This is a genomic window from Ruegeria sp. ABM4_193 (genome assembly GCF_056158705.1).
Map to the genome: position 1 here is coordinate 2,917,577 of NZ_JBSWTT010000001.1, position 25,423 is coordinate 2,942,999.

The 25,423-nt window shown below is 54.0% G+C and carries 18 protein-coding genes and 1 pseudogene; 4 read left to right on the top strand and 15 right to left on the bottom strand.

Going from position 1 to position 25,423, the window contains the following annotated elements:
* Positions 1-45: 45 nt before the first annotated feature.
* The 4 genes from ACXADZ_RS14595 to ACXADZ_RS14610 all read right to left on the bottom strand — a co-directional run bounded on the left by ACXADZ_RS14595 (position 46) and on the right by ACXADZ_RS14610 (position 5,826).
* Positions 46-1,410 carry a CmpA/NrtA family ABC transporter substrate-binding protein gene (locus ACXADZ_RS14595; protein WP_475197416.1) on the bottom strand — a complete coding sequence of 455 codons (1,365 nt, stop codon included), beginning with the start codon at positions 1,408-1,410 and terminating at the stop codon, positions 46-48.
* Positions 1,411-1,680: 270 nt separating this feature from the next.
* Positions 1,681-2,850 (bottom strand): ABC transporter substrate-binding protein, encoded by a 1,170-nt coding sequence (locus tag ACXADZ_RS14600; protein WP_475197417.1) that lies wholly within the window; start codon positions 2,848-2,850, stop codon positions 1,681-1,683.
* Positions 2,847-3,431, bottom strand: a complete 585-nt coding sequence (locus tag ACXADZ_RS14605; RefSeq protein ID WP_475198579.1) for an ANTAR domain-containing response regulator — start codon at positions 3,429-3,431, stop codon at positions 2,847-2,849. The genes ACXADZ_RS14600 and ACXADZ_RS14605 overlap by 4 nt, the downstream gene beginning before the upstream one ends.
* A gap of 448 nt (positions 3,432-3,879) precedes the next feature.
* Positions 3,880-5,826, bottom strand: a complete 1,947-nt coding sequence (locus ACXADZ_RS14610; protein ID WP_475197419.1) for a DUF3604 domain-containing protein — start codon at positions 5,824-5,826, stop codon at positions 3,880-3,882.
* A 252-nt stretch (positions 5,827-6,078) separates the two neighbouring features.
* Between ACXADZ_RS14610 and ACXADZ_RS14615 the strand changes: the two genes are divergently transcribed.
* A complete protein-coding gene (locus ACXADZ_RS14615; protein WP_475197420.1) occupies positions 6,079-7,515 on the top strand; it encodes an arylsulfatase in 1,437 nt (478 codons plus the stop codon).
* Between the two features lie 238 nt (positions 7,516-7,753).
* Here the strand turns inward: ACXADZ_RS14615 and ACXADZ_RS14620 are convergent, their stop codons facing one another.
* The 8 genes from ACXADZ_RS14620 to ACXADZ_RS14655 all read right to left on the bottom strand — a co-directional run bounded on the left by ACXADZ_RS14620 (position 7,754) and on the right by ACXADZ_RS14655 (position 16,246).
* Complete coding sequence (locus ACXADZ_RS14620; protein WP_171671631.1) at positions 7,754-8,206, bottom strand: SRPBCC family protein; 453 nt, start codon at positions 8,204-8,206, stop codon at positions 7,754-7,756.
* 103 nt (positions 8,207-8,309) lie between these two features.
* Positions 8,310-9,095, bottom strand: a complete 786-nt coding sequence (locus tag ACXADZ_RS14625; RefSeq protein WP_475197422.1) for an XdhC family protein — start codon at positions 9,093-9,095, stop codon at positions 8,310-8,312.
* Positions 9,092-10,279, bottom strand: coding sequence for a vWA domain-containing protein (locus tag ACXADZ_RS14630; protein ID WP_475197423.1), 1,188 nt, complete (start codon positions 10,277-10,279; stop codon positions 9,092-9,094). The genes ACXADZ_RS14625 and ACXADZ_RS14630 overlap by 4 nt, the downstream gene beginning before the upstream one ends.
* Positions 10,276-11,151: an AAA family ATPase gene (locus ACXADZ_RS14635; RefSeq protein ID WP_171091890.1), complete on the bottom strand. Its 876-nt coding sequence runs from the start codon at positions 11,149-11,151 to the stop codon at positions 10,276-10,278. The genes ACXADZ_RS14630 and ACXADZ_RS14635 overlap by 4 nt, the downstream gene beginning before the upstream one ends.
* A 59-nt stretch (positions 11,152-11,210) precedes the next feature.
* Positions 11,211-13,637 (bottom strand): aerobic carbon-monoxide dehydrogenase large subunit, encoded by a 2,427-nt coding sequence (locus ACXADZ_RS14640; protein ID WP_475197425.1) that lies wholly within the window; start codon positions 13,635-13,637, stop codon positions 11,211-11,213.
* Positions 13,634-14,128 (bottom strand): (2Fe-2S)-binding protein, encoded by a 495-nt coding sequence (locus ACXADZ_RS14645; protein ID WP_152457016.1) that lies wholly within the window; start codon positions 14,126-14,128, stop codon positions 13,634-13,636. The genes ACXADZ_RS14640 and ACXADZ_RS14645 overlap by 4 nt, the downstream gene beginning before the upstream one ends.
* An 11-nt stretch (positions 14,129-14,139) precedes the next feature.
* On the bottom strand, positions 14,140-14,994 hold the full coding sequence (locus ACXADZ_RS14650; RefSeq protein ID WP_171091895.1) for an FAD binding domain-containing protein: 855 nt from the start codon (positions 14,992-14,994) through the stop codon (positions 14,140-14,142).
* A 148-nt stretch (positions 14,995-15,142) separates the two neighbouring features.
* Positions 15,143-16,246 carry an MHYT domain-containing protein gene (locus ACXADZ_RS14655; protein ID WP_171188079.1) on the bottom strand — a complete coding sequence of 368 codons (1,104 nt, stop codon included), beginning with the start codon at positions 16,244-16,246 and terminating at the stop codon, positions 15,143-15,145.
* Positions 16,247-16,572: 326 nt separating this feature from the next.
* On the opposite strand from ACXADZ_RS14655, the gene ACXADZ_RS14660 reads away from it, so the two are divergent.
* A complete protein-coding gene (locus ACXADZ_RS14660) occupies positions 16,573-18,441 on the top strand; it encodes an amidohydrolase family protein (protein WP_475197431.1) in 1,869 nt (622 codons plus the stop codon).
* 157 nt (positions 18,442-18,598) lie between these two features.
* On the opposite strand, the pseudogene ACXADZ_RS14665 reads toward ACXADZ_RS14660, so the two are convergent.
* Positions 18,599-18,712, bottom strand: a pseudogene (locus ACXADZ_RS14665) (IS30 family transposase); the annotation flags it as partial.
* 770 nt (positions 18,713-19,482) lie between these two features.
* Positions 19,483-21,111: a L,D-transpeptidase family protein gene (locus ACXADZ_RS14670; protein ID WP_475197434.1), complete on the bottom strand. Its 1,629-nt coding sequence runs from the start codon at positions 21,109-21,111 to the stop codon at positions 19,483-19,485.
* Positions 21,112-22,340: 1,229 nt separating this feature from the next.
* Between ACXADZ_RS14670 and ACXADZ_RS14675 the strand changes: the two genes are divergently transcribed.
* Positions 22,341-23,240: a hypothetical protein gene (locus ACXADZ_RS14675; RefSeq protein ID WP_475197437.1), complete on the top strand. Its 900-nt coding sequence runs from the start codon at positions 22,341-22,343 to the stop codon at positions 23,238-23,240.
* 257 nt (positions 23,241-23,497) lie between these two features.
* Here ACXADZ_RS14675 and ACXADZ_RS14680 read toward each other — a convergent pair whose 3' ends face one another.
* Complete coding sequence (locus tag ACXADZ_RS14680; RefSeq protein WP_475197440.1) at positions 23,498-24,067, bottom strand: TetR/AcrR family transcriptional regulator; 570 nt, start codon at positions 24,065-24,067, stop codon at positions 23,498-23,500.
* A 125-nt stretch (positions 24,068-24,192) separates the two neighbouring features.
* Here ACXADZ_RS14680 and gntH point away from each other — a divergent pair, with 125 nt between their 5' ends.
* Positions 24,193-25,386, top strand: coding sequence for a guanitoxin biosynthesis MBL fold metallo-hydrolase GntH (gene gntH / locus ACXADZ_RS14685; RefSeq protein WP_171105631.1), 1,194 nt, complete (start codon positions 24,193-24,195; stop codon positions 25,384-25,386).
* Positions 25,387-25,423 lie beyond the last annotated feature (37 nt).

The following is a 25,423-nucleotide window of genomic DNA, read 5'->3' on the forward strand; positions in this document are numbered from 1 at the left end:
ATATTTGGGCCACGCCCGGCAGATGCCGGGCGCGGATTTTCGGGATTAGCCTTGCACGTCCGAGCCGACGATCTTCTGATCGCCCTTCAGACCGATGGACAGGCTTTCGAGATAGGCGTTGGGGGTACGACCGTCATAGGCGATGCCGTCGATGATATCCTCGGCTGGGGTCGGCGCTTTGTAACTATCGCTCTCCCAAGGAAAGTCGGCCTCATTCGCAAGGCCTTCGTCGACAAGCAGGCGTGCGGCTTCCAGATAGATTTCGGGCTTGTAGACAGACTTTGCGACTTCGTCATACCAGCTGTCTGGTTTCGCTTCGGCGATCTGACCCCAACGGCGCATCTGAGTCAGGTACCAAACCGCGTCCGAGTAGAACGGATAGGTCGCGTTGTAGCGGAAGAACACGTTGAAATCGGGAACCTCGCGCTTGTCGCCTTTCTCGTACTCAAACGTTCCGGTCATCGAGTTAGCGATGACGTCGTAGTCCGCGCCCACATATTCCGGGCGGCTGAGGATTTCGACCGCTTCGGGGCGGTTGGCGTTTTCGTTCTCGTCCAGCCACATCGCGGCCCGGATCAGGGCCTTGGTCACGGCCAGAGTGGTATTGGGGTACTGTTCAGCGAACTCGGCATTGAGGCCAAAGACCTTTTCGGGGTTGTTCTTCCACAGCTCATAGTCAGTGATCACCGGTACGCCGATACCCTTGAACACAGCCTGCTGGTTCCACGGCTCACCCACGCAGTAGCCATAGATCGTACCGGCTTCCAACGTGGCAGGCATCTGCGGCGGAGGCGTTACCGACAGGAATACATCCGCGCCGATCTGACCGGTCACATTTTCGGGGCTATAGAAACCTGGATGCAGACCACCTGCCGCCAGCCAATAACGCAGTTCGTAGTTGTGTGTCGAAACCGGGAAGACCATGCCCATGTTAAAGGGTTTTCCCTCGGATTTGTACTTCTCGACTACCGGAGCAAGCGCCTCGGCGCTGATCGGGTGCTGCGGGCGACCATCCTCCATCTTGGGAATGTTCGGCTTCATCTCTTCCCAAACTTCATTGGATACGGTGATGCCGTTGCCGTTCAGGTCCATCGAAAATGGCGTGATGATGTGGGCTTCGGTCCCGTACCCGATAGTTGCGGCCAAAGGCTGTCCTGCCAACATATGCGCGCCATCCAACTGCCCGTCGATCACACCGTCCAGCAGGACTTTCCAGTTAGCCTGTGCCTCAAGCGTCACGAACAGACCCTCGTCCAGAAAATATCCGTTCTCATAGGCGACGGCCAGCGGTGCCATGTCGGTCAGCTTGATAAAGCCAAAGGTCAGCTCGTCTTTTTCCAGTTCCAGTTCGGCCAGTACCGGAGAAACAAGCGCCGTTGTCGCAGCGAGGCCTAGTAAAAGCTTTTTCATTTCGATCCCTTTCGGTTCAGCCCAACCCGCTGGGCAAACAAAAAAGCCGCCGACACACACCGCCGGGAGGAGTTGGCGGTTGGTCGAGCGGCTTTGCTCTTGTGAGGTGCCCAAACAGTTGGGCGAATTCCGACGGTGGGCTTCGTTGCCTACCGATGACCCGATTAAGACATCCTTGATCTAGGCGGTCATCCAGTTTTTGGCGTCAAAACGCGATTTTTCTGCATTGCAGCGTGAATTGATGCTGCAATGCAAAAAATTTAGGCGCTCTTACCCTGTTGGCTCGAAAATACGACGGTCGAAGAAGACATTCGGCGGCAGAATCAGGCTTCCGTTTGTCGACGCTACAGCAGTCGACACTGGAAGCGCCCCCTCCAGCTTCTCCGACGCTCCGGGGGTTTCGGCACCTAACCCGAACAGTTCGCGCCGGTAGAGATCGCTGCGAAACACTCGGGCTGCCTGACGTTCGGCCGTGCTAACATCGATACCGTTCCGAAGTGCCAGCTGATGCGCGATCCACTTGGCCTGACTGCGCCAAGGGAAGGTGGCAGCACCGTCGTAGAACTCGACAAACCCTTCTACATGGCGTTGTTCGCCACGTGCCGAGATAGCGAACTCGCCCATCAGCGCTCGATCAATCAGCTCGGGTGAAACGTTGAGGTAGGTTTTGCGTGACAGCATCTCGGATGCGGTTGTTCGGCTGTCCGTGTTTGAAAGCCAACGACCCGCACGCCAAACGGCCCGCATGAGTCCGCCCAGCAAATGTGGTTCGGTTTCTGCCCAGTCATTTCTGACCGCCAACACTTTTTCAGGTGCGCAGGTCCAGATCGCCTTACCGGGCAAAAGCAAGGCTCCAACATTGTCATCCACAGCGAATGAGCCCCAAGGCTCGCCCACGCAGAAGGCGTCAATCTCGCCACCCGCAAGCGCCTGCGCCATGAGAGGGGGCGGAACGGTGCGGATTTCGACCTGCTTCGAGGCGAGTCCGGTTCCCGCAACCCAATAGCGCAGCAACTCAACATGCATTGAAAACGGAAAGGGCACGCCAAACACCAAAACGTCGCCAGCGGCCTTTGCCAGCGCGGCCCCAGCGGCGGCGGCATCGGAGAAATCGAAGTCATAGCCCTGATCGGCCAGACGCTCAGCCAATTGAGCTCCAACGCCAATAACGTTGCCATTCAAGGACAAGACAGACACAGCGGATAGCGGTGTGGCAATGCCACCAAGACCCAAGGCCATGGCAACTGGGACAGGTGACAGTAGATGTGCTGCGTCCACATGCCCAAATGCCAGCATGTCGCGCAAAGAGGACCATGATGGGGCTGGACGCAGGTCTAGCGAGATACCTTCGGCATGGTCAAAACCCATCTCGCGCGCAACGATCAGCGGAGCCGCGTCAACCAAAGGCATATATGCGACGGGCAACGTTACGGTTCTCATGACAACAACCCTGAAGCAGTTACCAAAGCCTCCGCCACATCGGCGACGCGGCGTTTCTGGTTCATCGCGGTCTTCCTAAGTAAGGCATAGGCTTCGTCTTCTGAAATGCCCTTTGCTTTCATCAGCAAACCCTTTGCGCGATCGATCACTTTACGCTCTGCAAGCGCACGGCGGGTTTCTGCAAGTTCAGTCCGCATTTGGCGCAGCACTTGAAACCGAGCGATGGCGGTATCGATGACAGGTTTAATGCGCTCAGCTTGCAATCCATCGACAACATAAGCTGATACACCGGCCTCAACAGCAGCTTTCGCCAATCCGCCTGCGGCGCCTGAGACGAACATGGCCACCGGTCGCTCCATCGGGCCCGAAGCCACGGTAAGTTCTTCCAACATGTCACGAGAGGGGTTGTCGATATCAATCAGAACAATATCCGGGCTATGAGTAGCAATTTTCCTTGCCAACCCGGAAACACTGCCGATTACAGAAACGTCTACGTCTCCGGCCTCTTTAAGAGCATCCACAATCGCAAAGGCACGTTCTTGGTTCTGTTCGACTACAACGACAGTTAGATGTTGGTTCATAAGGTCACAAGTGGGGCCAAGGCTCATTGGTAGCAATTCCAGCGCCATTTAACGCTTCATCTCGCTGACGGTTCGCCCAATTTTTCAGCTTGATTTCAAGCTTAGCGGAATACCTGCACAGTTTTTCTACATGCCATCAAAGGAAGCCGTGGTAGCATATCGCATAAAATATTTTGGTTTCTTAGTTGCGCCACCCGTTGGCTTTGAGGGACCAAATTTCACCTCCATCTACAGATCAAATCGAAGCTCCGCTTTGACAGCTAAAACAGTGTCTGCCCGTGTCTGACGGAACGACCCGTAAGATACGAATAACATACACCTAAATAAAGTGCAGCGAAGGTCTGCTTCGAGCCCTAAAAGTGGACGTTCGCATGAACGGATTGGCCTAATGTTGCGTCAACAAGACCTGCCGGGGATTCACAGTAACGACGCAGAGATTAAGTATATTTCACCCTCCGGGAGTATACCAAATTGGCGACGTGTAAGCGCGTTCCTGTGTTGACGTGGGCACGTCGGCAGGCAATTCGTCTCCGAACCGAACGGCATCGTAAATTGTCCACCTCGGCGTGGGGATTTCCAAGACGCGGGCATAGTAGAAAGCCCGCACTGAAGGATCGAAATCAGGGTCCGTCCAAACAGTGATTAGCTCTGGAGACCCAATCGAATTGGTGAACGTACCCGTTGCAACATCCACAGTGTTCCCTACTGCTGGAAGGTTACCGTCCGCATCGGGTTCTCGGTCCCCTGACCAAGCCACGTCATAAACCCGCTCTTCAGTTTCGCCGCTGGCATTTAACCAACCTTTCACGATCTGAACGCGGTCTAGATTGCCGGAGAACGGATCTTTCAGCGCGGCAACCAAGAATGTTGGGGCGTCTGCGCCTTCTGTCGCGTCTGCGAGGTCCCCACCCATCGGAACGCCTTTTTCATATCCGATTTCTGCGGGCAAACGAGATCTTGCATCAGCTTCGGTAAAGTCCCAGCCACCAAAGAAACGAACCGCGATGCGACTGCCAGTTGTCCCATAGACCTCTTTCCGCTCCATTGCATCGAATATTGCTTCGCGCGTGTTGTCCTGAGCCCAGACCGCTGCATAGCCAGAGGCTGCCATCTCCCATCCAAGAATTCTTGTTGCTTCAAACTCACCAACAACATGCTGCCAACGACCGGGCTCTGGTTCGACGCCAGAGTGTTTGCCAAAGAAATTGTCTTCTTCCGCCGTTGCCAAAGCCGTATGGCTGTCGGTCGATCCCACTACTCCGAATTTGTATGGATTGGTGCCGAGCTGAGCCTCTAGCTTGAGACCGTTCTTCAATGCCTCACGCGCATATTCATATTGGAGCATCCAGTCTTCTTTGGGCGTTGGACCCAGGTTGGATTTATCCCAAGTTTCATAGTCTGCGAACTCATCGTTAGGGCTTAGAAACGGATGTGTTTCTCCGTCACCTTTGATTTGGGTGATTTCGTACATTGGTTCCCACTTCGCGCGCCGTTCTGCATAGTCACCTGTCAACGGCTCACCCGTTTCCGGGTTGGTTTCGACCGGGAACATAAGACCGTTAGAGACGTTGCCGTTGTGGGCAAGGGCCAGCACACGCCCGCCAGTCTCTTGTTCATATGTTTCCATCCAGTCCCATAACCGTTCCGGATTAAAGGTTTCTGCGGTAGTGAAAGGCAGCATCTGCCGTGCGCGAATGGCATCATCCCGGTAGATCACGTTGCGGTGGAGGTTGTTGCCAGCTTCGGTGGACGTCCATTCATATCCAATGAACGCTGTGAATGTACCGGGGGCGTTGTGATGATCCGCAGTTTGCGTGAACTCGTCCCAGACGGATTGTACGAACCTGCGGTCTGAAACAGCCTCGGGAAGAGCGTCCCCGGTGATGCCAGCAAAGGTTTCGATAACTTCCATTGTTGCGCCAAGCGCGACGTCCCCCCCAGCGTTGAGGCGTTCGTGCCAGTCTCGAAGCGTCGGGTCACGCATCAGCGTGGAGTTACCCGCAACGATCTCATTCATAGCGCCCATGGCGTCAGAGTGATCAGATACGACAAGCCAGTCGAGCGGTCGCGACAACTTCACGCGCAAACCGTGCGACGTGGTGACTTCCTCACCTCGCGCAAACCTATAGGCATCGTCGGGGCTCAGAATGACGCCAAATCCGCGGGCGTCGAGCGAGTTTGACGTGTGCAGGTGAGTGTCACCCCACAGAGGTCGTGTAGGAAAGTCTCGACCTGCATAGGGTGAGAAATCGGCGGGCGCGGGTTCACGCATATCATCGACCGATATGGTCATCTCTCCAACTTGCCCGCCTTGTGCGGCCTCTTGAGCATTTGAAGGGCTTGTTATGAATGCTGCGGAAACGATTGCTGTCGATGTCGTCAGAAAAAACTTCATTTGAACCTCCCAGCCGAGCTGAATGCCAGACTATGGCAACATCTGAGTGGGCTGTTCGTCAAGGAAAACAAAGGTTTTTCTTAGTTGATCACAAGGGATCGCGGAGGAGATTCGATTGATCGCAGATTGAAGCTTCGCCCGTAACTGGACGCCCAGCTGCTGCTTCAAAACTCTGTAGCGAATGGTCGTTCTTGACGATTGGTGACTTGGTTCGTCAGTCTTGAGCACGTGATCTTGATCGGAGCCGCTGTCATGAAATTGTTTTCTCGCACATTCCTACTTTGCCTATCTCTTCTATTTGCCACCGTCGCTTCAGCTCAAGACAAACCCAACATCGTATTCATATTTCTAGATAATTTTGGTTGGGGCGAACCCGGATTTAATGGAGGCGGCATAATCCGTGGTGCAGCGACCCCTGAGATGGACGACTTGGCCGCGGAAGGATTACGACTCACGAACTTCAACGTTGAAAGTCAATGCACGCCGTCCCGTGCAGCGACTATGACCGGTCGGTACGGCATTCGGAGTGGCAATCATACGGTGCCACTTGGAGGTGGCATCTACGGTCTGACCCAGTGGGAAATCACAATGGCCGAGATGCTCAAGGAAGCAGGGTATAACACGGCCATGTATGGCAAATGGCACCTTGGCTGGACCGAGGGACGCTATCCAACGAATCAAGGATTCGACGAGTTTTACGGCGTTGAAACCACTGATGTCACAGTCTGGCGCTCGCTGCCGGGCTTTGCCGAAGCCAACATGGAAGAACCGGTTGTGATGCAGGGTGTTGCAGGTGCGCCAGCAACCATAGCGCGCGACTATGATCTGGATTATCGCGGCGAGATAGATGGCGACCTGACAAAGAAAGCCATTGATTTCATCGAAACCAAGAGCGGGGAAGATGCACCATTCTTCATCTATCTTGCCTATACGCAGACCCACTATCCAAACATCGTGTCCGAAGAATTTGATGGCGCCACGGGAAACGGCGTCTGGGCTGACATTCTACTTCAAACAGATAGCTATATCGGACGCATCGTTGATGCACTTGAGGATGCTGGTGTTTCCGACGAAACGGTGGTGATCTTTACTGCTGACAACGGCCCCGAAGCTCTTCCGGTTGGAAACGCAAATGTCTCGCCGGTTCCTGCAGTACATGGTACAGCCGGGCCTTGGCGCGGTACTCTGTTCACCAGTCTCGAAGGAAGCATGCGCGTGCCCTTCGCAATCAAGTGGCCGGGGAAGATTCCCGCTGGTTCGGAAAGCAATGACGTTGTCCACTCGATGGACCTTTATCCAACACTGGCCGCATTTGCAGGTGGCAAGGTGCCTGATGACAGGGCCTTTGATGGCATCGACCAATCCAAGTTCTTTCTGGGCATCCAACCGCGTTCTAACCGAGAAGGCGTGATCGTCTACATGGGCGAGCAGATATTCGGCGTCAAATGGAAGGACTGGAAAGTCCTGTTCAAAGAGAACACAACGGCTTTTGGTGCGACGGAGTCTTTCGATACACCACGGGTCTACAATCTTCTGAATGATCCGCACGAGCGTGAAAGCGTACTTTTCCCTTACACATGGGCGGTCGAAAAGGCGTTGCCGCAGTTGCAGGAACACATCGCAACGTTCAAAGAGCACCCGCCAATCCCGCCCGGAACGCCGGATCCCTACGAACCTCCCAAAAACTGAACGGCAGGTTTGTCGGCATGGTTGACCTTGACTGCATCGAGCCCCGGTGTCCGCTATGCGGAAAAAGCTGTCGCTCACTGCACTAACACAGCCAACCCTTTCTTAGATGTCGCGATTATGCTCACCGCTCCGCGCTTGATACTGATCGATGTGATCAAAACAAACTGCTTACCAGCGTTTAAACAAGTCACCTGCATGTCGAAGGACATCAACCGGATGTTCCGTATAAACGTGTGGGTCAAGCAACGGGTTCTTCCGACATGACGTCTGCAAAGGATTTGAAGAACTTGGCCGCTAGTTTCTTCGCTGTACTCTGAATAAGACGGCTCCCAAGTTGCGCCAACTTACCGCCGATCACGGCTTTGGCTTCGTAGCGCAGAATGGTCTGAGAGCCATTTTCGGTCAGAGTTACGTCAGCGCCGCCTTTTGCATGGCCAGCTGCGCCACCATTGCCTTGGCCTTCCAGCGAGAATGTCTCTGGGGCGCCGTCGGTTTTTAGGACCACATCTCCGCTGAATTTCGCTTTCACGGGCCCAACTTTAAGAACAACTTTGGCTTCAAGTTCCGTGTCAGACTTCTTGATCAGCTCTTCGCACCCGGGGATACAGCGTTTCAGTATCTCGGGGTCGTTCAACGCTGCATAAACCACGTCGCGCGGGGCATCGATGAGAATTTCGTCAGCCAGTTCCATGGCGGTTCCTTCCTTTGTTCAGCAACAGGGGTATTTGATCTTTGCAAGCACCTCAGCCTGCTCACTAGAGGGCTTGAAGATACGAGTTAAGATTTTGAAAAGTTTACGCATTTGGATCTCTTTCTGCGGAATTCCTGCGCACGGTGACCAGTTCCGCCAGAATGGAGAGCGCGATTTCTTCTGGCGTGACAGCACCAATGTCCAAACCGGCTGGGGCTGAGACGGTAGCAAGTGTGACCTCGGGCACACCGGCTTCAGAGAGCTTTTTTGACAGGGCAGCGAACTTCTTCTTGCTGCCGACAAAGGCGACATAGTTTGCATCGTACGCAAGCGCGTCGCGCAAGGCGTCCAGATCGCCCTGCCCTTGCGTCGCAACGACGACCGCACTCATCTTTCCAAGTGCACTCTTTCCATCAAGGGCACGCGTGATCGACCAGTGAAAACGTGGTGCGATTTGTGCCAAAGCTTCTGCGACAGGCGAGTTCCCAAGTATTGTCAACTCTGGCATGGGAAGACAGGGCTCAATAAAAATGTCGATGGTACCACGAGAGGGACAACCGTTGCGCGCATAGAGTACGCCCTCCATCATTGCTCCGGCACTGACGCCGATATCGTTTAAAAAGTCCTCCGGCGCGACCGACACAAGCTTAGGTGCGCCGGTTTCGAGAGCCTCCAAGGTGGCTCGCCTCACAGCGCCACGGGTGCAGCCGCCGCCAAGAAACCCATGCAAGATAGTGCCATCCGCACCTATGATTGCTTTTGCGCCGGGTTTAGCTGCAGTGGTTCCCGCAGTGCGCACGATTGTGGCAAAGGCAAAAGGTTGTTCCTTGGCGCGCAGGGACAGGGCTGTTTCTGCCAGGTCTGAAGAAAACAACTCAGCGGGGGTCATAGCGATACCAGCTCCTTCTCCAACGCGGCGAGGTCCGCCAAAGTGTTGGCTGCATAAAAGCGGTCCAAATGAGGCAATGCTGCCGTCATGCCCGCTGCGACGGGTGCATAATCGCGCCAGCCTTTGAGAGGGTTCAGCCAAAGAATGCGGCAGCCACGTTTGCGCAACTTGGTCAACGCGGCGTCGATGTGGTCAGGGGAAGAGGTGTCATAACCGTCCGAAAGGATCATCACGACCGAACGACCATCGACGAACCGACGCGCATATGTAGCCGCGAAACGGTCCAGGCTTTCCCCGATTTTGGAGCCCCCGCCGAACCCATCCGCCATCAAGGACATCCGTCCGATGGCGCGCATGGCGTCCTTATCGCGTAAAGCTTCGGTTATCCGCACGAGGCGTGTGTGAAACAGGTACGCGTCGGCGGTTGGATCTCCGCGCATCAGGCCGGCCAAAAAGGCCAGGAACACTTGCGCATATACGGTCATGGAGCCGGAAACATCGCATAGGGCTACGATTTTACGACTACGATCAGGGCGTTTGCGCTTGATGAGTCGGATGGGTTCGCCCCCTGTTGCCAGGCTGCGCCGGATTGTTTTGCGGAAATGCAGGCGGTCCCCTTTACGGGCAGCGATGCGGCGGCGGGAGCGACTGTCACGCAGCGCTTGTCCGAGGCGGCGGGCAACCTCTTCGGCCTCGGCAATCTCTTCCGCCCGTACCAGATCGCGTAGGTCGCGCCGGGACAGATTGCGCATCTCGGTGGCGATCAGCTTGCCGTCGCCATCGCTTTCGGCATCACCGTCACCTCCGTCCGGCGCTGTCGCATCGCCAGCGCCTCCAACGTCTTCTCCTTTGGCATCTCGTGACGAATGTACGCTGTCGTCGCCCTTGGTAGGGGCCGATATTTTCGGCATGACCTTTGTTCGCACGCGACCAGCATCCATCCAGAAACTGTCGAACAGCAAATCAAACCTCTGCGCGTCGTCCTTGCATCCCGTGCAGACCGCCTTGAGGGCGCATCTCGCCTCTGAGGGGTTGGCTGCCTCAACATAGGTCAAGGCCGCCAGAGCCGCTTGGGTTTCCTGCACGCCAAGGCGCAGGCCATTCTCTCGCAAATGGGCCAGGAACCCCGCCATGCGCGCTGTGGCGCCGGGATCTCGGCCAGCAAAGCGGGTTACGCGGGTCATGCGGCCTTCCCCGCAATGCGTTGTGCCACTTCGGTGGTGATATGTGCGCGATCGCCCTGAGTTTTTAAAAGTGTCGTGAGTGTGGCTTGGAGGGCTGCCGGGTTTTCCGTTAGATCGGCAATCCCTAACCCCATAAGAGCGGCGGCAAAATCCAGTGTCTCCGCGATTCCGGGCACTTTCTCCAGCTCTTCCTTGCGTAACGCCTGGACGAACCCGATCACCTGATCGGCCAGCAGCGCTTCAATCCCAGCACAACGGGCCTTCAGGATCGCGAGTTCCGTCGTCCTGTCAGGATAATCGACATAAGCGAAAAGGCAGCGGCGCCTTAGCGCGTCCGACAAGTCGCGGGTGCCATTCGAGGTTAGTATAACTGTTGGCACGGTGGTGGCTTTGATGGTGCCAAGTTCTGGCACCGTGATTTGGTAATCGGCAAGGATCTCGAGCAGGAAGGCTTCGAACTCTTCGTCTGCGCGGTCAATTTCATCGATCAGCAAAACTGGAGAAACGTCTTGCGTGATCGCCGACAGCAAGGGGCGCTCCAACAAATACTCGCGCGAGAATATCCGATCCTCAACCGCCTTGCCGGTCTCGCCTGCTTCAGAGGACGCACGGATCGCCAGCAGTTGCCGTTGGTAATTCCACTCATAGATTGCCTGAGAGGCGTCCAAACCTTCATAGCATTGCAGACGGATCAATTGCGTATTCTGGGCCGCAGCCAGTACTCGGGCAACCTCGGTTTTTCCCACGCCCGCTGCACCTTCCAGCAGTAGAGGACGGTGCAATGACAAAGCCAAATGCAGCGACACCGCCAGATCGTCTGAGGCGACGTAGTTCTGTTCTACAAGTGCAGATTGGAGATCGGTCCAGGTCATCAGAGCCTCAAGTGGTTTAAAAGGCGCGCGCCGCCATCCCTGCTGCGCGCGCCAGAAGCTTAGCCGTGAAGGCCCAGTTCGTTTGCTGTCTTCCAGATCCGCCAGTGATCGTGCGGCATATGGGTGTGACGCAGGCCGAAGGCACGGAAGGCGTCATTCACCGCGTTGGAGAAACAGGGCACGCCGCCCACATGGGGGCTTTCGCCGACACCCTTGGCACCTATTGGGTGGTGCGGGCTGGGGGTAACCGTGTGATCGGTCTCGTAATTCGGCACTTCCCATGCGGTCGGCAGGAAGAAGTCCATCAGCGTGCCAGTCTTGACGTTGCCCATCTCGTCATAGGCGATCTCTTGCCCCAGAGCGACGGCCAGCGCCTCGGTCAGACCACCGTGCACCTGGCCCTCGATGATCATCGGATTTATGCGCGTGCCACAGTCATCCAGCGCATAGAAGCGGCGAATGTCGGTCACACCGGTGTCCACATCGATGTCCATCACGCAGACATAGGCGCCAAAGGGATAGGTCATGTTCGGCGGGTCATAGTAGCTGACCGCTTCCAGCCCCGGCTCGATGCCCGGAATGGCCTGATTGTAGGCGGCAAAGGCGATTTCCTTCATCGTCTTAAACTTTTCAGGCGCGCCTTTGACCACGAAACGATCCACGTCGAATTCGACATCATCGTCGTGCACTTCCAGCAGGTAGGCCGCGATCATCTGAGCCTTTGCGCGGATCTTACGTCCTGCCATCGCGGTCGCAGCACCGGCTACCGGCGTCGAGCGCGAGCCGTATGTTCCAAGACCGTAGGGCGCAGTATCCGTATCACCCTCTTCGATGGTAATACTATCTGCTGGCAGACCGATCTCGGTTGCGAGGATCTGCGCAAAGGTCGTGGCATGGCCCTGGCCTTGCGAGATGGTGCCAAGGCGCGCGATCGCTGAGCCGGTCGGGTGGATGCGGATTTCACAACTGTCGAACATGCCCAGGCCGAGGATATCGCAATTCTTGACGGGTCCAGCACCGACGATTTCGGTGAAATGCGTCAGGCCGATACCCATCAGCTTTCGGGTTTTGCCCGCCTTGAAGTCCTCGACCCGTTGAGCTTGTTCTGCACGCAGCCCTTCGTAGTCGACGGCCTTTAGCGCCTTATCCCAAGCAGTGTGATAGTCGCCCGAGTCATACTCCCACCCAAGCGCGGACTGATAGGGGAACTGCTCTTTCTTGATGAAGTTGATCCGGCGTAGTTCGGCCGCGTCCATGTCCAGCTCTATCGCCAGAACCTCGATCATGCGTTCGATGAAATAGGCGGCTTCGGTTACACGGAAAGAGCAGCGATAGCTGACCCCGCCCGGCGCCTTGTTGGTGTAGACGCCGTCCACTGCCAAATACGCGGTCGGGATGTCGTAAGACCCGGTGCAGATGTTCATAAACCCAGCCGGGAACTTCGTCGGGTCGGCACAGGCGTCAAAGCCGCCGTGGTCTGCTGTCGTGTGGCACCAGAGACCGGTGATCTTACCCTCTTTGGTGGCGCTGATCTTACCTTTCATCCAGTAGTCACGGGCAAAGGCGGTGGTCATCAGGTTTTCCATACGGTCCTCGACCCATTTCACCGGAACGCCGGTGACAATCGAGGCCACGACCGAGCACACATAGCCGGGGTAGGCCCCAACCTTATTGCCAAAGCCGCCGCCAATGTCGGGCGAGATCACGCGGATGTTGTGCTCTTCAATGCCGGAAATCAGGCTGACCACGGTGCGGATAGCGTGAGGCGCCTGGAACGTGCCATGCAGCGTGAGCTTCCCGTTGACCTTATCCATTGAGGCCACGCAGCCACAGGTTTCGAGCGGGCATGGGTGCGTGCGATGGTAATACACCATCTCTTCAGCGACCACGTCTGCCTCTCCCATTACCTGCTCGGTCGCGTCCTTCTCGCCGACTTCCCAGGTAAAGATGTGGTTAGGGTGTTTGCGGGGGCCGTGGGCCCCATCTGGAATCGCTCCACCTTCGCCCATCAGGTCTTCGCGAAGAACCACGTCGGATTCCAATGCTGCGTAGGGATCGGTCAAAACGGGGAGTTCTTCATACTCCACTTCGACCAGCTCTACTGCATCGGCAGCAATATAACGGTCTTTTGCCACCACATATGCCACTTCCTGACCTTGGAAGAGCACTTTGCAGTCAGCCAAAACCATCTGTTTGTCGCCAGCCAGCGTCGGCATCCAGTGCAGACCAAGAGGGGCGAGGTCTTCGGCCGTCAGTACGGCAATCACGCCGTCCAGCGCCAATGCGGCCTCGGCATTGACCGACACGATTTTCGCGTGGGCATAGGGCGAACGCACGAAATCACCATGCAGCATGCCGGGCAGTTTGATGTCGTCGACATAATTGCCTTTGCCTTGGGTAAACCTGGCATCTTCAACGCGCTTGCGTTTGCAACCCATTCCTCCTAGCGCGTCGGCGCGTTCTTCGCGGGTCAGTTCCTTGTTCATTGTGCCGCCTCCTTCGCAGAGTTCATCTCGGCCGCGGCGGCGAGGATAGATTTGACGATGTTCTGATACCCGGTACAGCGGCAGAGGTTACCCGCCATGCCAAAGCGCACCTCTTCCTCGGTTGGGTTCGGGTTTTCTTCCAAAAGCTTGGATGCGCGGGTGATCATACCCGGTGTGCAGAAGCCGCATTGAAGACCGTGGTGTTCTTTGAACGCTTCCTGCAACACGTGCAGGCTGTCAGGGTTACCAAGCCCTTCGATAGTGGTGATTTCGGCACCGTCAGCTTGCGCTACAAACACGGTACAGGACTTTACCGATTTGCCGTTCATGGTCACGGTGCAAGCGCCGCAATGCGAGGTCTCACAGCCAATGTGCGGACCGGTCTTGCGCAGCCTTTCGCGCAAGGTGTGGATCAGCAGTTCGCGCGGTTCTGCCAGGAACTCTTGCTCCTCGCCATTCACGGTAAGAGTGAAATGTTTCTTCTTTGACATGATCTCTCTCCTCAGGCTCTGGCCCAGGCGTTTTCGATCGCACGGCGCAGGATAATCGCCGCTGCGTGACGTTTGAATTCGATGGGACCGCGGTTGTCCTGTGTTGGATCGATGTCGCCCAACATGGCGTCCACGGCCGCTCTGATTGCCGCATCATCCACAGACGTGCCGACAAGTGCAGCACCAGCTTTTTCAGAATGAACTGGAGTGTCGCTCAGATTGGTCATCGCGATGGAAGCCGAGGTGCAAGCCCCACCTTCTTTAGTCAAAAGGACCGCAGCAGCCGCGGTGGCGTAGTCGCCGATTTTGCGCTTTTGCTTTTCATAGGCGTACCCGCCCTTTGGCGCATCGAACTCCACCGCTGTCAGGATCTCTTCGTCCTCACGGTCAGTCATATAAGCCGCTTCGTAGAAATCGCGGGCCGCGACTTTGCGTTCACCGTCCGGGCCGACCAAGGTGAAGGTCGCGTCTAGGCACTGCATCAAACCCGGCATGTCATTGCCCGGGTCGCCGTTGGCAACATTGCCGCCAACCGTGCCCATGTAGCGCACTTGCGGGTCAGCGATCTGCAATGAGGCCTCGCGCATGATCGGAGCTACTGCCGCCAATTGAGCGTTGTCGATGATGTCATGTTGCGTTGTCATCGCGCCGATGCGGATGCTATCGCCCTCAATGGATATGCCGCTCAAACCCTCCACATCCTGCAAATCGATCAGATGTGGCACTTCGGCCATGCGGAGCTTCATCATGGGTATCAGACTGTGCCCCCCTGCGAGCACGCGTGCGTCATCTCCATGCTCCACTAAAACGGACAGAGCATCCGCCAAATCCTTTGGTCTATAGTATTCAAAGGCAGCTGGAATCATTGCCTCTCCTCCCTGCAGCAACTGTTCTGGCTACTAGAGAAGCTCGCGCGCGGTGGGGTGTTTGGCCCGGGAAAACACTTTGTTTTCGCTAATTTTGCACGAAATGCGCCTCAGGATGCACGAGTTGCGCCGCCGGGTACACCGTACCTTACCCGAAGGCGGTCAGCGCTGCTTTCAGGTTCGATCGACTGACCGGTACTGGCGGAAGATCGGCTTCACCAAAGGTGCATTGTCCCTTATCTTTGGTCCGTTCAAACCGTGAAACCTTTTTAGGATTCACGATATAGCTGCGGTGCACGCGCAAGAAACCAGTCGGCTCCAACCGTTTGACCGCTTCAGTGATCGGCCAGACGCAAAAGTACTTTTCCGTTCGGGTGTAGACCTGCGTGTAGTGACCATCCGCCCTGACAAATACAACGTCCGGCGCGGCGATAAAGACTTTGCCTCCGTCTCTTTCACAAGGGATACGAATGGGCGAGGTCTGGTCTGGTGAAGGCTCATCGTGGGCGACGTCCATCGTCGAGATCTTTGTAGCTTGCGTAGGCACAAGATAAGTTGTGCCGACCCACAAGAATGCGCCGAAGATTATAAAGCTTGATAGGATCACTCCAACGGCCATGACTTCGTTGCTGATGACGGGCCCAAACTCTCGGATGTTTTGCAAGGCCACAAAATTGGTTCCTGCCATGGCCAGGAAATGCACTGAAAAGACAGCTACGCCGAAACACAGTGTGCCGATCGCGATGGTCCTGTTGGAACGCTCATTATACGCAATGCCGATCGCGAGAATGCAGAGGACAATAGCCAATACCGACGACCCGAGCACACCTTGCAGGGTATAAACGGGCTTGCAAAGCTGCATGCCAGCCATTCCGACATAGTGCATCGCCAAGATGCCGGCACCTACGATTGCTCCGGCGGCAATGATGATCCCCCTGGAACGCTCAGTGAAATGCAAAAGCACAAGTGCTAGGGCGACCATAAGGATCGCAATAAGCGCGGATGCGAGTGTGATTGCTGCGTCATAGTAAAACAGGATGGGCAGCTTTAGGCCAAGCATAGCAACAAAGTGCATCGACCAAATACCGCCACCCAAAGCAATGGCACCCAACGCGATGGCCAACCTGCGTTGTGAAAGCGACTTTTCGGACAAATCTCTCGTCAAAGACAATCCCGTAGCACCTGCAACAAGCGCCACAACGAACGATGTAACCACCAACCAAGGGTTATGTCCAAAGTCCAGAAATTCCATAGGCCGGACAATGCCGCAGCGGGTTTCTTATTTCAATAATTGCCTGTATCTAGCGACGGCTCATCTGGCAGAAACAACGCCTGAGCGGCCATTGCCAACCAGAACACGCGTCTGTCGCGGTTTTTTGCACGTTGGGCAAGGTAGCTAAGGTATGAGCTGTCGATACCATTGTACTCGCTGCAGACGTTCGTCGGAATTCAATCAACGTCTGCTGCACGTACAAACCGACCATTCTTGAATATACCTTTACCAAATATCGAAACATGCCATTTTGTTGATCTAAAGCGGCTTTCCATTATCCTGTCGAAAAAAGGGAGGATCTATCCATGCGTACCTTGTTTCTAGCGGGCACGTTGTCTGTTTTTTCGACACTTTGCGTCGCGCAGACTTACGATGTGGTCATTCTCAACGGTCGGGTCATGGACCCGGAAACCGGATTCGACCAGATCGCTAACGTCGGAGTAAGCAATGGCTGGATCACTGCAATCACTGACGAAGAAATTGACGGTAGCGAGACCATAGATGCCACGGGGCACGTCGTAGCCCCAGGCTTTATCGACCTTGAGCAACACGGGTTGGACCCTTGGGGTATCAAAGTAAACCTTAGGGATGGCGTCACAACCCAAATGGATTTTGAGGTCGGTGCCGCTAACATTGATGAATGGTATAAAGCACGACAGGGTGCAACGCAGGCTAACTATGGCACGGTCGTTGGACAAGAATTCGCACGGATGCGGGTTCATGACGGCCTCGTGCTTGAAGGTGGGGATATAGACTTCCGGAACTTTTTCGCACTTAGGGCAAAATCTGTGGAAGACGGCGTCGAAGGGTGGTCTTCTGTTCCAAGCAACCGTGAACAAATGAACGAAATCACTGCGCAGCTTGACGAGGGGCTGCGTCTTGGTGCGCTTGGTGTAGGATCGACAATCGGCTATGCCCGTAAAGGCATTACGACCTATGAAATGTTCGAAGCTCAACGCGCCGCGGCGCGCTATGGTCGATTGACTTCAGTTCATCACCGCTTTCACCCCAGCGCTTCGACACCGACGGAAACGCAGACAGGGGTCAATGAAATCCTCGTCAATGCTATGGTTCTTGGCGCCCCGTTGCACATTCATCATGACAACGATTATGGCTGGTGGGAAAATCAAGAAAAACTCCAGATGGCCCGAGATCAGGGCTATAATGTCTGGTCCAGTTTTTACCCTTGGACCGCCGGATCCGGGAACTATGGAGCTTCCATCATCGCCCCTGAAAACTGGGAAGGCTCGATGGGGTACAAATACGAAGACACCATCTTTGATCCCCAACTTGATCGCTTTGTGACCAAAGATGAGTTTTTGACCTTCGCTGAGAATGAGCCTGGACGGACGGCGATTGTTTTTAGCCCTCCAAGAGAGCAGTGGCTGAATGATTGGATCACTATCGCGGGCTATGGCATCTCAGGTGATGGTATGGCCGGGCTGGACATCGAGGGCAATCTGATGAGTTGGGATGCCCCCTACGAAGACTATGCAGGGCATCCGCGGTCAGCAGGCAGCCACGCGCTTGTTCTGAGACTGGCCCGCGAAGCGAATGTGCCGCTTATGCTCACACTGACTCAGCTCAGTTACATCCATGCGAAGCGGTTAGGTGACACAGGCTTGCGAGCAATGCAGGTGCGTGGACGTTTGCAGGAAGGCATGGTCGCGGACATTACGATTTTTGATCCGGAGACCGTGACTGAAAAGGCGAACTACACTCTCGGTCAGCAAGGGCTTCCGTCAGAAGGCATTCCGTACGTACTCGTTAACGGAACCCTTGTTGTTAAGAACAGTGAAGTGCAGCGAGACGTTTATGCAGGACAGCCGATCCGGTTTCCAGTCGAAGAAAAAGGGCGCTTCGTTCCGGCTGGTCGCGAACAAATCATGGGTATTCTCACACCGGACACCGGCACAGCACGTCCAACATTGCTCGAAGATATCACGAACAGTGAAGCCAATTTAGCACCTGTCGCGCCATCATCCAACCAGTATGCATTGGTAGAACCGACCGATCCCTTTGATTGGTTTACCCCCCGCATCGGTCTAAATGACAGTGCCCTGTTCTTTTGCGTCGTACATGCTCGCTTTGAAGACCGTGCAACAGTAAAACGTGATTATGCGAAAGCTATGATGGCCCGCACGGGTGGATTTAGACCCATCCAGTCTGAGTAACGCAGAACAATCATTCTCGCTGCGTCTTTGGGCACGGCGAAATTGAAGTCTGCTTGGGGCTCTAAACAGTCCGGCCGAAGGGCTACTTTGTGTTGGCACTGGTCGTTCTGGAGTCAAAGGATCCTTTCCTTTATGAGCGATACTTGAACCGCGACTCCTATTCGTTTTGAGGGTAGGGTGTCTTGCCCATTTCCTCCATCATCTTCTCACGGAACACTTCTGCGGGTGTCTTCCAACCGAGACATTTTCTGGGTGTTGCATTGAGGCGGTCGTCACTTTTTGTCATCCGACGGCTCCCCTGTTTGAAGACTGTCAGCAATAGCCTGACCGCCTTCCTTGACCTCGACGTGTACGATCCAGTGCCGCACACCCGAAGGGTCAACAACAAGGTACTGGCCAGAACCGTCGCCATGCCGACCCGGACAAAGATTCTCTACCAGCTTCTTTGTCAGCTTCCCACTGAGCGCAGACATGAAAACACGACAAAATATACCACTCAATGAAAGTTTACTTCTGTCATCGGATAAAATCCGATGAAGCCCATCGGCGCGGCTAAACCCATAAAATCTAAGGTTTAAGCAACCTATCGTATCTCAACATCATTTGGTGATTTCACCAAGTGGCGGACCGAGGAGCAACTATATATTTTTCGTATTTATTTGTTATATTTTAATAAAAAATTTAGCCATAGTATCCATACCACTAAATATACCACACTAAACATAGAATCTGGCGTTTCAAAGCCTCAGGTTCGAGTATGACGGAACGACCGGTAAGACGTAATATGACAGACGCTCGCGCAAAGTGCAGCAAACGACTGCTTCGAGCCCATAGCCAACGATGCTGAGGTTGCCATCAACGTCAGCGATGCGCGGAAACCGGACATTGCAAAGACTATTAGACCGCCCAGAGCGGCCACTCGGCGCTTCACCGCGCGTCGAGCGCTTGTGAGTTCTGAACGCAGCAGCGCTGGTTCATTTTGGTGACGACAACTATTGCAGTTTGAACATGGAATTGCGCATCTCTGTCAGGATGACATGTTCATCGATCCAAAGCTACGAGGATTCGAGCATCTCGTTCGTATGGATCCTCACGGAAATGAACGGCCCCATCTTCGACCCAAGCAGTCCAATAGGTCAAAAGGACCGGCATGGGCTCGGGTAGGTTAACGCGCGTTGTCTTCCCGCTATCCAAAATGGATTGCATCTTTTGCCGACTCCAGTCCGGCTCTCCCTCCATCAAAAGGCTGGCAAATTCGAACGGATACTCAAGACGAACGCAGCCGGAACTTAGGTTCCGCTCATTTCGGTCGAAAAGACTGCGGTCGTTGGTATCATGCAAGTACACAGCGTATTTATTGGGAAACATGAACTTGACTAAACCTAACGCATTGTCTGGGCCCGGCTGCTGAACCAAAGTCACCGCGGGGTTCTTTGCCCCCCAGTTGACAGCGTTGGCAGGAATTGTCTGCCCGTCTTTGTTCCGAACTACGTAATTGTTGCGCGCCAGATAGGCTGGATCCTTGCGGATCCGCGACAGCTTGTCTTTCCGAAAGATCGAGGCAGGAACGGTCCAAGTCGGATTGAATTCCATGTATTCAATTTCATCTCGGAACACTGGGGTTTTGCGGTAGGCTGATCCTGTGATTGACCGGGTGGTCCAAAGCGTCCCGCCAGATGTGACCAAGTAAGTACGAGCGCCTGCAATATTTACCAGTACGAACTCCTCGTCGATTTCCCGCATGAGCCAACGGCCCCGTTCCAGGCTGAGGCGCAACTTATTTATGCGGTCTTCGACAGATTTGTTAAGAGACGCGAAGGTCTTACCACCAACGACGCCATCTGCCTCCAGGCCGTGACGATTTTGAAAGGTTTTTACCAGTTGCACCAAGTAATCGTCATAAACCCAAGCTGGATTTATGCCGTTTTGGCTGATTTCTGGAAATTCTTTTGTTCCCTTGTAGCCTTCTGCCGCCAGCCTTTTACGCAGTTCGGCGACGGCAGGGTCCACCATTTCCGGCTTCAGAACCGTTTCTTCGGGAACTTTGTTCCAGCCTCCCTTTGATGCAATAGCTCTGTATTTGCGCAATGCATCAACAAGCATCGTATATTGCGCATTGTCGATATCGATGCGTTCAATCAAAGCGCTGAAGCCTTCACCTTGAAGAAATTGGCTCAATACCATGGAAGGGTCTTGTTGAATTACTGGTTTTGAGAAGTTCCAATCGTTATCCAATGCATTTGGATCGACTTTTCCAAAAACCAAATGATGCACGAGTTTCACTGCTGCGTCGGTCGCCAAAATATCGAACAGCGCTTTATTTGAGGCGTCGCCACCCTGTGAGTCTTTGAAAGCGGTTCGAAGCTCTTCTAGCTTGAAGTCACTCGGCGTAAAGCCCTGATCAATTGCTCCATCCAACTCCTGAAATAGCTCGTCGACCAATTCAAAACTTGTCCAAGCTGGCGCAAATTCTCTGTCTGTATAGAAACGAGGCACAAGGATTCCTGCGTCCAAACTCTTATTGTTAGAAAGTGTGCTACTCGCATTCGTATTTGACCGTAGCAGCGCTTCTATCTGCTCCGAGACTTGGTCTGCTGCGCCTAAATTGGGGCATGTCATCAGCGTCGCAGCCAGTACAGTTGCAACTGCTGATTTGAGACCTTTTACCATCCGCTCCGTCACCTTCAATCTATATGTAGTTTATTCGTCGGAGGATACTTCAACATTATGTATAATCAAATTGGAATTTATTGGTCTCGGATCTTGCTCGCGCCGCATGGACGACAATTATTTGCGAATGGCTGCGTTGCCCGTAGAACAGACGGCGGGTGAAAACTTGAGAACGTCTGCTTTGGGCTGACTGCAGTCATTGCCGTCAATAAGACTAATGCCCGTTATGTCCGCAGAGCCGGCCTTCTATCGATTTGGTTGAGCTTCTGCTTCGAGCCCAAAGTGTCGGATGCAACGCTGTACTTGAATGTCGATTATGCTGGCCAATCGGCGCCCCGACTATTCAAGCAATTTGCTCGCAGCCGAGGTAGCGGAAAACGCTGCACCGTGAACTTTAGATTGCTCGTCTCCTCCCAATGCTTCTCCGGCAAAGAACACCTTATGCGTTATTTTTGGGCCGATGGCGGCGACAAGGTGATCTTTCGAAAGGCACTTGATGCACCACCGACCGAACCAGCATTGGAAGGTCCGGTCGGTCGCTCTGAATAACGGAAACTCATTACACCCCCATCTTCAAAAAGACCCGCATCGTTCGGAGGGAAACCAAGTGAACAACGCGGGCTGTAGTTTTGGGGTGTTGTTGTTACGGTACTGATCGAAGGATGGATCAAAGTTCCCCGCGCCACCTTTATCTGGGATGATAGGCAACGCGGGGAGATAATCTGACCATGGGACTAGCCAGACTATGTCGAATGTGCGGTTAGCCGCTGGTAGTCAGCCAAGTTGGCATGAGCGCAAATTCTGTCCGCTACTCTCCAAGTTCGTTACCCGCCATTTGCACAGCGCGGCCACGTTTTTCGACGCGGAGGTTTAGGCCGAAAAAAGCAAGAAATTCTCAAGCGCGCGAGAGCAAACTTTTTGGCGCGCGTAAAATTACTTGAATTGTTGCTTTTTAGATTCAAGTATTCGCATGCGTGGCAAATTTGTATTACCTCTGCTGCTCGCGCATTCGCCAGATTTGTCTGGTTGCCTCCCGGAGATTCTAGTGAGTGGTTTCGTCGGGAGGCCATTATTTTCGGTTCAATGTTCAACAAATTAGAGGCCTGTGCGTTACCAAGCTACTGAAGCAATATGGCTGCTTTGATCCGCGGAGCAGATTTTATTGGGCTTGAAACGCTCGTTCAGGAATGGCAACCCAGCATAAATCAGCGTCACGTGGGAAACGCCAAATGAAAAACCTTTTTCTAACGTGCTGCTTTGGAGCTATTTCTCTAGGATTTGCAGCGATACCTTCAGCCGCGCAGCACCGGCTAGGTTGGGCATATCAGGTTGATGGGCTTGCTGCGTTTCAAGGGGACGCGGATTTAAGTAACGGTGGCGAATTCTCTGCAAGCCGAGCTTTTCTACGCGCTACCGCACTTTACAATCTGGAAGGAGGAAACTCCATTGGGCTTTCAACCAGCTTCGGCAAGCTGGATTATAGCTTTAGTCAATCGAACAACCAGCCATGGGAGAATATCCGTGACTTGCGCGTTGCTGTTCCCATGCGATTTCATGCGAGCGATAGAGCAACAGTTTTTGTGTCACCACAGATCAGGTGGGATTATCAAAGTGGAGCTTCCGCATCTGATGGTAGGACCTACGGTGTTTTCGCGGGTATTGCTTGGCAACTTAACGAGCGCCTTACGATAGGACCGGCCTTAGGCGCGTTCTCTCAATTTGACGATGGTGGTACCGATTTTTTTCCGGCTCTGCTGATCGATTGGGACATAAATGACCGCTGGAACTTGAACACTGGCTCAGGGATTGGAGCGACACAAGGCCCCGGGTTGACGCTGAGCTACACGTTGACTGAGGCCATAGACCTTTCCTTAACCGCACGATCGGAGAGAATTCGATTCAGGTTGGATGGGGAAGGTCTCGCGCCAGACGGGGTGGGCGAAGACAAAAGTGTCCCCGTCGTACTTTCCGTTGGATACAACCCAAATCCTGGAGTTTCATTGAGCGTATTCGCAGGCGCAGAATTTGACGGCCGCCTTACGCTAGATGATGCGAATGGAGCAGAAATAAGTCGCCAGAGCTACGATACTGCGCCATTGGTTGGACTGGCGTTTAGGGTCAGGTTCTGATCACAGCATTGACCAGGTTTGCAAGTTGCGTGGGAATTGCTCTTGTGGCTGAGTTCGAACGTCCACTTTGTCCGCTAAGCCGGAATTGCAAAGTCCTGGATTGAATGTCTGCAATGCGGACGAAGCGGACCTTGATGGTCACAGACTTAACGCCGGCTTCTGGCATTGTTGCGTGAGCTGTTTCTACAGGGCAATTAAAAACTGGCTGTCCATTTCGAGCAAACTTACAATGCCGGGCAACTTTCTTGTTCTTTCTTCTACTTTCCGACAAGAATTGCATGTTCCCGCTCTATAACCTTTTCCCAATCACCTTGCGCTTTCAGACCGGTCGAAGAGTCTCCCATTAGCGATGTAACCATCAGTCTACCGCGCGCTTTCGCTTCTTCTTTAGAAAACCCGGCCTGTTCAAACATCCAGGCGGCGAACTGGAATCGTTTGCCGATGGTTCTTTGATACGCCTCTCTTACTTTCTCATCGGTATTCGCCCACACTGAGACAGCGTGATCTGGCAAGGCGGCGTCCTCTTCAATGACCTTTTTCATAAGAAGAAGAATGCGGTCTTCCGGGGCGCCGCCAAATGTCTTTGCCTTTGCGATCACTTTGTCAGTCAGTTCCTGCTCCCAATATCTGAGAACCTCATCCAAAAGCTCACGGACGTTCTTGAAATGCCAGTAAAAGCTGCCGCTTGTTAGGTTCAGTCGCTTTGCCATTGGCACGACCTTTATCGCGGAAACCCCGCCCTCATTGAGTACTTTGTAGGCCAGCAATATCCAGTCTTCCTTGGTCGCGGCGTTTTTTGGTGAGTTTCGAGTGATAGATTCTGACATTCAGATTATAGCATTCTTTATTTGACATAGAGCAGTCTATGGACTTACCGTAGATATGTCTATGGTGAACGAGAGGCTCACGGTTTCGTGTTCTCTTACGAGGCTTCGCTTTGAAGGGGGGATCAATGAATAACTTAATGAAAACCGCAGCCGGTACATTGATGGCATTAGGCGTGACACTGGCTGGCACTGCCACGGCCCAAAACGCCTTGCCGACGGGTCGGAGTGCCACTGAAATCGAAAACGGTGTATATCCCGCGTCTTACTTTCCCAACACTGAAATCCTTGGCGCGGATGAGATGCGTATCACGGCATTGGGTACGGGGATGCCAAACCAAACCAAAGCGGCCGTTTCTATTTCGTTTTATGTGGAACTAGGGAATGGGGACGTCTTTCTGTTTGACATAGGAACGGGCGCAACAGGCAACCTGTTCTCGCTGCGGCCAGATTTTGCAAAGGTCGATAAGGTCTTTTTCAGTCATTTGCATGTAGACCACGTTGGGGATTTTATGGGTCTGCATGTTGGAGGTTGGCTTTCGGGCAGATATACTCCGCTCCGCGTCTTCGGCCCGTCCGGATCAGAGGATGAATTGGGCACCAAAGCCTATGTCGAGGGTATATCTAAAGCCTATGCTTGGGATCTAGCCACACGTACGGGGGCGCTGCCGGATGATGGGGCCAAGCTTGAAGTTACCGAATTCGACTACATGCAGGAAAACGAGATCGTTTATCAGGAAAACGACGTAACTATCCGGTCCTGGCCTGCGATCCACAGTCTAGATGGCTCGGTAAGCTACTCTCTGGAATGGAATGGACTGAAATACGTCTTTGGCGGAGATACTTACCCAAACAAATGGTATGTAGAATATGCTAAGGGGGCGGACATCGCTTCTCACGAGGCGTTTCTACCACCGGATGCGCTAGCCCCTTATTTTGGTTGGGACATGAAACAGGCGACTTATGTAGCTACGCGCGTTCATACGGAACCTGCGGCTTTCGGCAAAGTTATGTCCGCTGTCGAGCCACGCATGGCCCTAGGGTATCACTCTGTTCTTTCGCCCGAAAACTATCAGGCAATCCTGGAAGGTGTTCGTTCGACATACGATGGACCGCTTACGCTGGCGCGAGATCTACAGGTGATAAACGTAACCAAGGATCAGATCGTTGTTCGGGAAGCGAGTGTTGACGACTATGCGCTGCCACCAGCTGTGAGCGACGAATACATCAATGCACCGCGTTCAAAAGAAAAAGAGCCTTCTGAAAAGGTTCAAGCCGGCAAATGGGATGGTTACACGCCACCGCCAATGCCGGATAATTAACGTTCAGGGGTGAACAAAATTCCAATTTGGCGGTATC